Raw genomic sequence first — 12331 nt, 5'->3', positions numbered from 1 at the left:
CCGTCCATGGAAGTGCGAGATGTCAGCCGAAACCGCCGCGTCGGTGTTCCCGCAGCTCGAAGCTCTGCTCCCGCATGTGCAGAAGCCGATCCAGTACGTCGGCGGTGAGCTCAACTCGACCGTCAAGCCGTGGGAGTCCTGCGACGTCCGCTGGGCACTGATGTACCCGGACGCGTACGAGGTGGGTCTGCCCAACCAGGGCGTCATGATCCTCTACGAGGTCCTCAACGAGCAGGAGGGCGTCCTCGCCGAGCGCACGTACAGCGTGTGGCCGGACCTGGAGGCGCTGATGCGCGAGCACCGGGTCCCGCAGTTCACCGTGGACAGCCACCGGCCGGTGGGCGCCTTCGACGTGTTCGGCCTGTCCTTCTCCACGGAGCTGGGCTACACCAACATGCTCACCGCGCTGGACCTGGCGGGCATCCCGCTGGAGTCGAAGGACCGCGGCCTCGACGACCCGATCGTGCTGGCCGGCGGTCACGCGGCCTTCAACCCCGAGCCGATCGCGGACTTCATCGACGCGGCGATCATCGGCGACGGCGAGCAGGCCGTGCTCGACATGACGAAGATCATCCGCGAGTGGAAGGCGGAGGGCCGGCCGGGCGGCCGCGAGGAGGTCCTCTTCCGCCTCGCCAAGACGGGCTCGGTGTACATCCCGGCGTTCTACGACGTCGAGTACCTCCCGGACGGCCGTATCGCCCGCGTGGTCCCCAACAAGTCGGGTGTCCCGTGGCGCGTGTCGAAGCACACGGTCATGGACCTGGACGAGTGGCCCTACCCCAAGCAGCCCCTGGTCCCGCTGGCGGAAACGGTCCACGAGCGCATGTCCGTGGAGATCTTCCGAGGCTGCACCCGAGGCTGCCGCTTCTGCCAGGCGGGCATGATCACCCGCCCGGTCCGCGAGCGCTCCATCACGGGCATCGGCGACATGGTGGAGAAGGGCCTGAAGGCGACGGGCTTCGAGGAGGTGGGTCTTCTCTCGCTCTCGTCGGCGGACCATTCGGAGATCGGCGACATCGCGAAGGGCCTGGCCGACCGGTACGAGGAGGACAAGATCGGCCTGTCCCTCCCCTCCACCCGCGTCGACGCCTTCAACGTGGACCTGGCGAACGAACTCACGCGCAACGGCCGCCGCTCAGGCCTGACCTTCGCCCCCGAGGGCGGCTCGGAGCGCATGCGCAAGGTCATCAACAAGATGGTCTCCGAGGACGACCTCATCCGCACGGTCTCCACGGCGTACGGCAACGGCTGGCGTCAGGTGAAGCTGTACTTCATGTGCGGCCTGCCGACCGAGACGGACGAGGACGTCCTGCAGATCGCCGACATGGCGACCAGGGTGATCGCCGAGGGCCGCAAGGTCTCCGGCCAGAACGACATCCGCTGCACGGTCTCGATCGGCGGCTTCGTCCCCAAGCCGCACACCCCCTTCCAGTGGGCCCCGCAGCTCTCCGCGGAGGAGACGGACGCGCGCCTGCAGAAGCTCCGCGACAAGATCCGCGGCGACAAGAAGTACGGCCGCTCGATCGGCTTCCGCTACCACGACGGCAAGCCGGGCATCGTGGAGGGCCTGCTCTCCCGGGGCGACCGTCGCGTGGGCGCGGTGATCCGCGCGGTCTACGAGGACGGCGGCCGCTTCGACGGCTGGCGCGAACACTTCTCCTACGACCGCTGGATGGCCTGCGCCGACAAGACGCTCCCCGCGTTCGGCGTGGACGTCGACTGGTACACCACCCGCGAGAAGACGTACGAGGAAGTCCTCCCCTGGGACCACCTGGACTCCGGCCTCGACAAGGACTGGCTCTGGGAGGACTGGCAGGACGCCCTCGACGAAACAGAGGTCGAGGACTGCCGCTGGACGCCTTGCTTCGACTGCGGGGTGTGTCCGCAGATGGACACGGCCATACAAATCGGACCGACCGGGAAGAAGTTGCTCCCTCTTACGGTCAAGAACGCGGGTCCGTCGCCGGCTGCGAGTGGTCACTCTCACTGACGTGAGTGAGGCGTTGCGGCGCATTTTGGATGCCCTCGGGGACCGCAGTGAGCAGGACTCGGCTGCTGTCCTGAGGGCGCTCGGTGTGGAGAGTGCGCGGCCGGGGATCGTGCGGGAGACGCAGAGAACGCCGCTGCCGCCTCCCAAGGCCTCGACGGCTGTCCATTCCGAGGTGGAGTGGGTCTGAGGAGTTCGGAGCCCCTGTAGGTCCTTATCCGGCGACTGTCGCCTGAGTGGCTGCTCTCTGCTCGCGACGTGCTCCGTGGCTTCCTAGCGTGGCGATATCGCTAGCGAGGAGGCACATGTCAGCGAGTGAGCCGCCTGGAGGCAGTCCTCGGTGGGGGAGTCCGGACCAGCCTTCTCCCCCTCCCGGGCAGTGGACGTCGCCCCCTGTGCCCCCGCAGAAGAAGCGGCGAGGCCGTGGCTGTCTGTGGGGGTGCGCCGGAGCTCTGGCCGCGGTGGTCGTGATCGTCATCGTTGTGCTGGTGGTCGCGGCGGGTGGCAAGGACGAGAGCACTACCCCTGCGCCCAGTGCGACCCCCACAGCGAAGACGAAGCAGGGGCAGACACGGGACTCTGCGGGGGAGCGGGCCGACCTCGTCAGCTTCCAGCTCGACGACCGCTCGCAAGACGGCATCACCGATATCTGGCTCGTCTGGACGATCAAGAACAGCAGCAGTCAGAAGTCCAACTACTCCTGGGACTGGGAGGCGGTCGACGCCGGCGGCACGCGCGTGGAGGACGGTTCGCAGTTGGAGACCAACGTGCAACCCGGCCAGACGGCTCGGGGCGAGTACCCCACGACGCTCAAGAGCGTGAAGGGCATCAAGCTCAACGTCACCAGCTTTGACCGGACTGCAAGCTACTGATGGCGAGGCCGGTGCCTGCGTCGACCTGATGGCGACGGCTGCTCCGCGGTGTGAGTCGACTGCGGACGGGATGCGGGCTTGGGACAGTGCTTGAGGAGGGGGTCAGCTTCCTGTCACAACCGGGACGATCACCGCAGCGATGGCGGAGAGAAGGCCTCCCACTGCCAGGAAGGCGTTGAACTTCTCTTTCGCGGTCGGGAAGACGGCCCGACTCACGTCTCCTACCTTGCTTCGCAGCACGATCATCTTCAGTTTCTGCCAACGATGTTGGCGATTTCGACACCCCATAAGTACGCCATATGCGTTGTTCCGACAGTAGGTCCGACCGTCTCGGTTGACTGCCCCACACCAGACCGGCACTTGGAAGGAGGCGTAGGCGAAGACCGCAATGGACAGTGCGGCGATGATCGGGAGGGCCCATTGCTGGGTCCACGCGACGATGAGAGCCCCAACCGCGATGTATCCCCAGTACAGGCGCATGGCTTTCCCCATAGATGCGCAGCGTAGTGGCGTATGTGCAGGTCAGCTAGAAGCAAGAACCAGACAGGTACTGCGCCATGGCGTGCAACTACCTCTTGACCGACATGGCCATTGAACCCACTGCCAACCGTCATGCTGAGACGGCGTCCTCTGCCGAGTAAACGGATCACATAAGTCCAACAGCCCGCGGATGGACACGCTATACAAATCAGGGCGACTGGGGAGAAGTTGCCTCCACTGACGGTCAAGGAGGACGCTCCGACCAGCGGCCTTGCTCACTGACGTGAGTGAGGTGTTGCGGCGAACGTAGAGGTCCTGGGGGACGACGGCGAGGACGGGGCGGCTGCCGCCGTGAGGTCGCTCGGGGTGCCGGGACCGGCAGCGGATCGACCAGGAGACGCCGAGAACGCCTCTGCCGCCACTTGGAAGCTCTTCAGTCGTGCATTCTGAGGTGCATGGTTCCGAGGGGCGGCTGGCCGCGAGAGGGCTACCTCGCTGAAGCGACACGCAGGTGAGAGACGCTCTGTGGGTCTGATTCCATGAGCGGGGCGGCGCCGCGATTGTGTACCGCTGGCGTTGATGGCGGATGGGTGCTCTGTGGCGTGGTGGGCCCGGCTGGATGCCTGCGATGGGCGGCAGGACCTCCCGAGACAGCCATTTGCGGCGCTAGAGTGCATCATCCTGCACAGTCTCATTACAGATGAAGGTGGCGCGTATGTCGCGCATGGATGCAGCCACGGCTCGCGCGATGGTCGACCGAACGCTTTACCAGGGGGAGACGGTGAGGGCGTTTGGTGCGGCGAGGGACATGAACGCGCTGACTCCCACGCTCGTGGACAGCAGTCCGAACTTCTGGGTGGCTGTTACCGAGTCACGGTTCATCCAGGTTGGAGAGGCTTCGGGGAAGGCGACGTCTCACCGCTTGGCGGAGCCGCAGGTACTTGAGCTGCGGAAGAAGCTGTTCGTCGGCGGCTGGCTTCGCTTTGATCCGGCAGGGCTGGGCCCCGAACTGGGCCTGGCACTACTGAAGGTGGATAGGTCGCTCATGAGGGCCCTGGACGTGGCGCTCGCCGACCGAGCGCAAGCCAAGCCATTGCCGAAGGAGTCGACCACGTACTCGGTTGAGGTGGTCAAGAACCCGGCCTACGTGGCCTCCTTCGTCGGAGAGGAGTCGCACGTCCTCGTGTGCGATACGTGCGGTGGGTACTGCGGAGAAGTGGTTGATGGAGAGGCCCAGCCGCAGCCGGACTGCACAGCGTGCCTGCGGCAGGTGATGAACCCGGCCTGACGAAAGCGCTGTTTATGACGAAGATATCTTGAGGCTGCCCTCCGGCTCCTTCTTTGGCGAGTGGGTCGGCCCGTATGCGACTGATGGAATAATTGGTTTGCATATCTCTTAAGGTGCACCTCGCGGGCTTGGTTAGTTTCCCGGGGATCGGCAACCGAGCCCGTGCTCTCGCACTGCCAGTAACGGCCTGCGGGAGCCGTAAAAGTGGTAGCGTTGTGCACTCAGGACGAGCATCATAAGGGCATGACCGAAGAGTTCGAACAAGGTGAACCATCCGATGACGTAGTTCACCTTGGGCGCTTCCTTGAGGTTGCCCAAGCCTGGCCTGAGACTGACTGGTACGGACGCGCAATGGCGATGCTTCACTACGGTGCGTTCAGCATTGAGCGCTTCCCGTTCGAGGAAACGTTTGAGAATGATCTCGCTGCTGCCGTGGCGCTGGCTAGAAGCTACCGGCAGCTTCAAGCGGCTTGGGTCGTCACCGCTCACGGTTTCCTTGCTGAGGCACGTAACCTGTTGCGTTCCGTGTATGAGTCCGCTGGCTTGGCCCGGGTGCTCGCCAAAGATCCGAAGCTGGCCGATAGATGGATTCGGGACGGCAAGTGGTTTCCCGATGTACGTGTGCGCCAGTGGCTCAGTGACGTGCGCAGAGATCCTCCCGACGAGGTCGAGAAGTATCAGCACTTCTATACCGAAGCTTCCGCTTGGGCGCACCCTACTGCCGAGTCTTGTATGGGGCAGATCTCGGTGGAAGAGGATCACTTTCATCTCAACCCAAACATCACCTTCGATGAAGCAGCCTGCAAGGAAACTGTCTCCCTGATCGCGTCTACAACCCTGTTCGCATGCTTTGCCTTTCGTAATGCAGTTGTAGATGAGCGCGCCATTGATCCGGCTTGGCGGCGGGACATGTACGACCTCGCTCGCGAGATGTCGAACGAGTCGCTGCCCCACCTCGACCGAGACTGGGAAGCAGAGAAGGCCCACTATGACGCTGTCATGGCTAATCTCCGCGATCGGCGCTATCTCAAGGGGCAATTGAGCACCCACCCAAGGTCGTACGCCAATCTCACACCGCAAGAGCCGAAGTAGTGTTGGCATGCAACATTCAAGCCAAGGTGGGAGTGGCCGTGTCCGTAGATATACACGGCTATAAGAGTCGGGCCGACTGGGAAGAAGCTGTTGCCGCTGACGATCAAGAACGCTGAAGAGGCTCAGTTGTCACTCTCACTGAAGTAAGCAAGGCACTCGATCGGGTAGTGGAGGCGTTGGTGGGGGTGAGCGAGGAGGAGGTAACCATGGCCATGGTTGCGCTGGGATCCTTCACCCCCGCCCGCCGGGGGTGGCCTCCCCCCCCCCCCGGCCGACTCTGCCAAGCCCTGGGAGCGCCTCGCAGGTTGTCCCCTAAGCCGAGCTGATCTGAGTCGGCTCGTTGGGCTCTCTCCTTACTGGGAGAGGACTGCCACTCCGCTCTACCCCGCCTGCAATGAACACGGCAAAATCGTGCGCATGGATCAGGGGGTCGCTGCGGTCTGGGCTGCTGGGTTAGCGGGATTGGCGAGCGCGGCGGGGGCTGCGGTGGGGGCAGGCGTGGCTGCCCGGGGTGTTCGCATGCAGGCGCTTCAAGCGCGTGAGTTAGAGAAGCAGACTAAGGAAGAGGAGCGTCGTCTTCAGCACCATGACTGGCGCCGCCAAAACTGCCTGGCCTTCCAAGCGAAGCTTGGGGAGGCGGTCGATGCCCTTGATGCATTGATGGACGCCCTCAGCGATGGGGAGTCGCTGGACGAGGTGCGTGGCAGGCTTCGGCAAGCGGAGGGAGCGGTACTCCGTGGGCACTACGACCTCGTGATGACCTGCCAAGTGGCAGAACTTGAGCGCATATCCGGCGCGGCCCTTCGATGGCTGGAGCAGACACTCTTTGCGATAGACGCTCTGCGGCGAGACCCCGCGCATGTCGCCAACCATGACTCGCCGTTGAGTCAGCATTGCCTTGATCAGCGGCGCGGTCTGTTGGGTTCATACGAGATGTTCTCCAAGGCGCTTCCGCAAGTGCTACCCGTCTCGTGAGCTTGAGCGGAGCTGGCAGGGCAGTGTGCTTACCAATTGGGGAAGCGTCGGCGGACGTCACGGCCCTGCGTCAGGCTTCAGTCGCAGCGACCGACGAGTGTTAGGCACGCCAGATCGGCCTCTGGTACTTGCCTTGGTAACTCCGCCTCCCGCTACTCAGCGTTCTCCGTGAGGTATTGCCGCACAATCTTCCCGACCAGTTCCCCTTGATGGACGCGCTCTCGGTACGCGGCTCGCTGGAACGCTTGGTACTGCTCGGCGCTCAGCATGGCGTGCACCGATCGAGCATCAGGGTGCATGTGACCGCAGCAGATTAGGCGTAGACAGATGTCGGCCTTGGTTTCGCGGACCTGTGGCGTACGCCACGGATAGTGGGGATAGCCCTTCAGCTCCTCTCGGCAGCGGTGGAGCGCCTCGAACATCTCTGCCTTGCGTTTGTGCCTCGCATGGCCGTAGTGGTGCCGGAACCAGTCGCGACGGTCAGGGTCGGCTATCTCGCGCTGGGTGCGCTCCACCCGCCTGGTGATGCCGGCGTAGACCTCGGGCCTCATAGCTCGTTTTGCGAACCCGACAGCGGGATAGCGGTGATGCAGGTCCATATCTCGAACCCATTCCTTTGCGCTGCGCCCGTTCTTCCAACGGTTGCAGTCCATGCACGACGGAACGAAGTTCCACCAGACGTCAGCACCCTGGTCGGCGATGGGCTTTTCGTGCTCCAGCGTCTCGGCACGCGATCGCCCGCAGTACACACAGAGTCCACGGTGAGCCGTCAAGATCATCAGCCACAACCAGGTCGGCTGCTTGCTGCGATCGCCCAGGCGGACCCTGCTCGTCATGTTGCCTCCTCATGAACGTTGGCGTCGGGCCCCACTACGGCCATGCAGAGAAGCTTCAGGTTGAGGGCCGAGCCTCGCACCGGCCGGCGTCTCGCGGCACAGTAGCGATGTACAGCAACGCCACAAACCGGTCTTGTCCAACGGCGTCCTGCCAAGATGCGGCCTCTACGACTACCACTGATCGATCCACGGATCACGCTTCCGTACCTGCTGGTCTCTAGGTCGCGGCGTGGGTGTGAGGCGGTGTGAGGCACTGCCTCGCCTTGGCACCTTGAACATCCAGCGTAACCACTGACACTCACGAAAGAATGGAGTATCAGTGAATCGACAGTCACGCTTGCCTCCAGTCCGATAGTCTAAGTAGCCGTGCGGATTAGGGGAGGGCGGGGGAGGCTGCCTCTTCCGCAGAGCTGGACACCACCCGATGATGATATCGAACATTCGGGCGAATCGCCTGCGGTTGCCGCCCCGGAATCAACGATGCGCGTAAAGCCGGCCGAGCATTCGGCTAGCGACGTGCTTGAAAATTCAGAACCGAAGATGTCGAGGGACTCAGTGCATATTAAGTCATTTCGAGTTCAGAACTTTCGCCGCCTAAAGAATGTTCGGGTAGACCTCGACAAGCAGACGACTATTTTCGTCGGAGCGAACAATAGCGGCAAGACGTCTGCAACTCATGTGTTCCAGCGCTTCCTGGACCCTAAGGTTCGCTTTCAGATTTACGATTTCTCAGCAGACTGCTGGGATACTTTCAACAGCTTTGACCCCGTCACGGGTGATGCGGAGTCTGACCTACCCAAGATCTACTTTGATCTTTGGTTCGAAGTAGATGACGATAATATGCATCGCGTACTCGATCTCCTACCTGGCCTCGACTGGGACGGGGAGCCCGTGGGACTGCGAATGATTTATGCGCCGCGAGACCCTTCCTCGTTGGTAGCGAACTACCAGAAGTCGCGCAAAGACAGGAAACTGCCTGACGAGCATTCTGACGGCGCTTATAAACCCTGGCCTTTGGACCTTACTGACTACCTCACTAAGCGACTGACGAGTGAGTATGAAGTTAAGTACTACGTACTCGACGCCCGGCAGTGTGATGCTGATCTGATCCCTAAGGCCGGATATCACCCCTTCTATCTCGGAACGAATGCTTCCGGCGCCGGTGCAATGGTCAGCGCACTCATCAAAGTCGATTTCCTAAATGCCCAGCGACATCTCACGGACTCGGAGTCGCATGGCAGAGCTGAAGACCTGTCTCGGAGGCTAAGTAGGTACTATCAGCGCAACTTGGACAAGTTCGAGACGGACCTGGATGCACTTAGCGCTATCGCTAATTCAGAATCCGCTCTTAATGAGCATTTCGCTCAAGCTTTCGACTCCATTCTCAAGAGTATTGAGCACCTCGGGTACCCGGGCGCCACTAATGCCGGTCTCGTGGTCAAAGCTTCGTTCAATGTCCAGAACGTGTTGAGCACGAGTGCCCGCGTTCACTACATGCTTCCATCTGTCAATGGGGCTCTGCTGCCTGAGTCATCACAGGTTCTGCCGGACCAGTACAACGGTCTGGGCTTTAAAAACCTGATCTACATGGCGGTTGAAATCCTGGACTTCCATCATGCCTGGGAAGACGTGGAGGGGCAGCGTCCGCCAGTACACCTGATCATGATTGAGGAGCCAGAAGCTCACCTGCACGCGCAACTCCAACAGGTCTTTATTCGCAGAGTCTTCGAACTCCTACCCGAGGCTAAGCCGGGGTTCCATACTCAAATGGTTGTCACCACCCATTCGTCACACATCCTGTATGAGAGCAGCTTTAAGCCGATTCGCTACTTTTGCCGAGATAAGGGTGCTCAGGCAACACATCGCAGTGACGTCAAGAATCTTTCGGTCTTCTATAATGGAGAAGAAGAAGCGACCCGCAATTTCCTGCAACAGTACCTAAAGCTGACTCATTGCGACCTATTTTTTGCCGACGCTGCTGTGCTGGTCGAGGGTAACGTCGAGCGGTTGCTGCTGCCCCTGATTATTGAGCGTAAATTCCCTGCACTGAAGGCGTGCCACCTTACCATTCTCGAAGTCGGTGGAGCGTTTGCCCACAAATTTCAGGAGTTGCTTGACTTCCTGGAGATCACGACGCTAGTCATCACGGATCTTGACAGCGTTGAGGCGCCCGAAGAGACGAGTGTGGAGGCTAAGGAATCCGAGGGCGGTCATGCATGCAAGACAACTGAGCCACGTGCCATCACCTCAAATGAGACGCTCAAGCACTGGTTTCCGAAGTTGACCACGATCGATGAATTTCTAGATCTGCCGGACAGTGAAAAGATTGTTAAGGGTGCGGATAAGGAAGACGGAAACATCCGAGTTGCCTATCAGACCCGTCGACTTGCCGAATGGGGGACGGGCGCGGTTGAGCTCGCTGGACGAACCCTCGAAGAAGCCTTCGCGCTGGAGAACTTGTCTTGGACTCAGGAGCCGTCGAGAAGAGCCGTCGGTCTATCCATTCCCAAATCAGGCCAATTGACGCTTGAAGAACTTCACGATGCGCTCTTCAAGCGCGTTCGGAACCTCGATAAAACAAGGTTCGCTTTGGGGCTTATTGCGGAGCAAGACGCTGCATGGAGGCCGCCGCGGTACATCATGGACGGATTGATTTGGCTTCGTGAGCGGTTGTTGTCCCAACCTGCAGGACCCTCGTCAGGGGAAGGGCGGGGAGTATGAGATCACGAGTCTCTGCGCCGGACACGCCCGCAGACATCCAGTTGCGTGGTCTCCTGGACGGAGATCAGCTCCGGTCCTTCGTCATGGTTGCTGGCGCTGGTTCAGGGAAAACAACTTCCCTAGTGAAGGCGCTCGATCATGTAGTGACGCAGCACGGTGCCCGTCTAAGGGCTCGAACTCAGCAAGTCGCATGCATCACCTATACCGAGGTAGCCGCTAAGGAAATCCATTCTGATGTGGGCAACAGCCCTCTAGTCTCCGTGTCCACCATTCACAGTTTCTTGTGGACCCTAATTAAACCGTTCCAGAGGGATATAGGTAGGTGGGTCGATCATCACATCCGGAGTGCGATTCAAGAGATCCAGGAAAAGCAGGAGAATTACACATCGCGCACACGTAGCACGACCATAGCGAAGGATGCTTCTGACCTAGAGAAGCTTAACCTCCAGCTTCAGTTAGTCAAAGAGGTTGAACGTTACTCGTATGGTGTTGGAAGTGACTACGCAAAGGGAATCCTTGGTCACGAGGACATTGTTACGATGGTTCCCGATTTGATTCTCGACAGCAAGCTCCTCGTGCGAATCGTTGCTAGCAAGCATCCATATATTTTCGTCGACGAGAGTCAGGACACCTTTCCTAAGGTCGTCGAGGCGCTCAAATATATTGATGCGCAGGTCCAGGGTGCCATCTGCCTTGGCTTCTTCGGAGACCCTATGCAGCAGATCTTTCAGCGGGGTGTGGGGGAGATCGTTGCAGAGGCAGAGTGGGAGCGAATCGAGAAACCAGAGAACTTTCGTAGCTCAAGCAGAGTTCTCAATGTTATTAATCAGGTGCGGTCGGATGCCGATGGCATGGTTCAGGTGCCCGGACGCCTTCCAGAGAAGCAAGTGGCTGGTGAGTTCTTCTTCTTCGTTCTTCCCGCGGATGACCAGAGAAGTGAACGACTGGAACGGGTCCGAGCTTGGCTTGGGCAAAACAGTGAGGCCGGCAGTTGGGCTGCGGACTCGGCTGATGACGGCGAAGGTGCGAAGATTCTCATGATCGTCCATCGGATGGTGGCCAAGCGCATGGGATTTGAGCAACTTTATGCTGCCTTCCACGACGGTGGCTCGAAGGGCTTGAAAGAGGCCTTCGACGAGGGTGATGCCTGGCCGCTCCGTCCGTTCGAGGACGTTATTCTTCCTATTTGTGCAGCTGATAGCGTCGACTCTCCGTCTGTAATCGCGGTCCTTCGCCAGAGTGGCGGCGTTTTTAATTTGGACGCATCAGACCAGGATTTGAGGAAAAGACTGACCCTTGCGCGTGACGCCGTATCCCTACTCCGAACTAACGTGACCGAGGGTGGCTCAGGATCTGTCGGCAAGGCCCTGAGACTGGCTGTGGCTGCTGGCCTTTTTGCTCCTGATCCGCGACTCTCTGCATACCTGGAACCTGATGGTATGCATGCAGAGATCGTCCTCGGTTCGGAAACTAAAGAAGTTCTAGATGCCTTCTTGGCCTGCGATGTAGGCGAAATCTCGGCCTATTTCAGGTACATCCAACAGCAATCTCCGTACGCCACGCAACATGGAACTAAGGGGACGGAATTTTCCAAGGTCATAGTTGTCCTGGACGATGAAGAGGGGAAGTACAGCCTTTACTCGTATGAGAAGTTGTTCGGGATCAAGGAACTCTCGGATACCGACAAGCGAAACCTAGCCGCAGGAAAGGATTCGGTCTTGGAGCGGACTAGGCGTCTGCTCTATGTGTGCGTATCACGCGCGGTTGAATCGCTTGCCGTTGTCGTATTCGCAGGCAACACGGCTGAGGCCAAGTTGGCAATTGAGAAATCGAAGATCGTGGCTGGCGGAAAGATTCTGACCGATGCTGACCTTGCACCAGAAGCCAGCTGACGGGTCAGTCGAGCCAGGCGTATAGCTGGCTGGCTCCCGCGCCGCGGACTGTCCATACGCTGAGGTTCGCCAACCAGGGGCTGGTGTCTGTGAAGGTTCACTCCCCAAGCCCCTTCCTCGCCTCGATCGTCTATAGCTGGGTACGGTCAGGGTCGTGTCTGGCGTGTGTCGGGTTGGTCACCCATAGA

The 12331-nt window shown here is 60.3% G+C and carries 9 protein-coding genes; 7 read left to right on the top strand and 2 right to left on the bottom strand.

The window, feature by feature from the left end:
* Window positions 1-19: 19 nt before the first annotated feature.
* Both IOD14_RS37205 and IOD14_RS37200 read left to right on the top strand, forming a co-directional pair.
* Window positions 20-1990 (top strand): TIGR03960 family B12-binding radical SAM protein, encoded by a 1971-nt coding sequence (locus IOD14_RS37205; RefSeq protein ID WP_212672612.1) that lies wholly within the window; start codon window positions 20-22, stop codon window positions 1988-1990.
* Between the two features lie 458 nt (window positions 1991-2448).
* Window positions 2449-2859, top strand: coding sequence for a hypothetical protein (locus IOD14_RS37200; RefSeq protein WP_212672611.1), 411 nt, complete (start codon window positions 2449-2451; stop codon window positions 2857-2859).
* Window positions 2860-2961: 102 nt separating this feature from the next.
* Here the strand turns inward: IOD14_RS37200 and IOD14_RS37195 are convergent, their stop codons facing one another.
* Window positions 2962-3351, bottom strand: a complete 390-nt coding sequence (locus IOD14_RS37195) for a hypothetical protein (RefSeq protein WP_212672610.1) — start codon at window positions 3349-3351, stop codon at window positions 2962-2964.
* Between the two features lie 703 nt (window positions 3352-4054).
* Between IOD14_RS37195 and IOD14_RS37190 the strand changes: the two genes are divergently transcribed.
* The 3 genes from IOD14_RS37190 to IOD14_RS37180 all read left to right on the top strand — a co-directional run bounded on the left by IOD14_RS37190 (window position 4055) and on the right by IOD14_RS37180 (window position 6694).
* A complete protein-coding gene (locus IOD14_RS37190) occupies window positions 4055-4627 on the top strand; it encodes a hypothetical protein (protein WP_212672609.1) in 573 nt (190 codons plus the stop codon).
* A 243-nt stretch (window positions 4628-4870) separates the two neighbouring features.
* On the top strand, window positions 4871-5719 hold the full coding sequence (locus IOD14_RS37185) for a hypothetical protein (RefSeq protein ID WP_212672608.1): 849 nt from the start codon (window positions 4871-4873) through the stop codon (window positions 5717-5719).
* A 417-nt stretch (window positions 5720-6136) separates the two neighbouring features.
* Complete coding sequence (locus tag IOD14_RS37180; protein ID WP_212672607.1) at window positions 6137-6694, top strand: hypothetical protein; 558 nt, start codon at window positions 6137-6139, stop codon at window positions 6692-6694.
* A 152-nt stretch (window positions 6695-6846) separates the two neighbouring features.
* Here IOD14_RS37180 and IOD14_RS37175 read toward each other — a convergent pair whose 3' ends face one another.
* Complete coding sequence (locus IOD14_RS37175) at window positions 6847-7530, bottom strand: HNH endonuclease signature motif containing protein (protein WP_212672606.1); 684 nt, start codon at window positions 7528-7530, stop codon at window positions 6847-6849.
* Between the two features lie 480 nt (window positions 7531-8010).
* Here IOD14_RS37175 and IOD14_RS37170 point away from each other — a divergent pair, with 480 nt between their 5' ends.
* Together IOD14_RS37170 and IOD14_RS37165 are read left to right on the top strand one after the other, a co-directional pair.
* On the top strand, window positions 8011-10251 hold the full coding sequence (locus IOD14_RS37170) for an ATP-dependent endonuclease (RefSeq protein ID WP_212672605.1): 2241 nt from the start codon (window positions 8011-8013) through the stop codon (window positions 10249-10251).
* Complete coding sequence (locus tag IOD14_RS37165; RefSeq protein ID WP_212672604.1) at window positions 10248-12143, top strand: UvrD-helicase domain-containing protein; 1896 nt, start codon at window positions 10248-10250, stop codon at window positions 12141-12143. Before IOD14_RS37170 ends, IOD14_RS37165 begins: the two co-directional genes overlap by 4 nt.
* The last annotated feature ends 188 nt before the right edge of the window (window positions 12144-12331 follow it).

The sequence above is a fragment of the Streptomyces sp. A2-16 genome (genome assembly GCF_018128905.1).
GTDB lineage: Bacteria > Actinomycetota > Actinomycetes > Streptomycetales > Streptomycetaceae > Streptomyces.
This window is presented reverse-complemented; position numbering and strand designations above follow the sequence as displayed.

Bases quoted from the DNA above. Each gene is read 5' to 3' on its own strand.
- IOD14_RS37190 (WP_212672609.1), top strand. From the start codon at position 4,055: ATGTCGCGCATGGATGCAGCCACGGCTCGCGCGATGGTCGACCGAACG.
- IOD14_RS37185 (WP_212672608.1), top strand. From the start codon at position 4,871: ATGACCGAAGAGTTCGAACAAGGTGAACCATCCGATGACGTAGTTCAC.
- IOD14_RS37180 (WP_212672607.1), top strand. From the start codon at position 6,137: ATGGATCAGGGGGTCGCTGCGGTCTGGGCTGCTGGGTTAGCGGGATTG.
- IOD14_RS37170 (WP_212672605.1), top strand. From the start codon at position 8,011: ATGCGCGTAAAGCCGGCCGAGCATTCGGCTAGCGACGTGCTTGAAAAT.
- IOD14_RS37195 (WP_212672610.1), bottom strand. From the start codon at position 3,351: ATGGGGAAAGCCATGCGCCTGTACTGGGGATACATCGCGGTTGGGGCT.
- IOD14_RS37175 (WP_212672606.1), bottom strand. From the start codon at position 7,530: ATGACGAGCAGGGTCCGCCTGGGCGATCGCAGCAAGCAGCCGACCTGG.
- IOD14_RS37205 (WP_212672612.1), top strand. From the start codon at position 20: ATGTCAGCCGAAACCGCCGCGTCGGTGTTCCCGCAGCTCGAAGCTCTG.
- IOD14_RS37165 (WP_212672604.1), top strand. From the start codon at position 10,248: ATGAGATCACGAGTCTCTGCGCCGGACACGCCCGCAGACATCCAGTTG.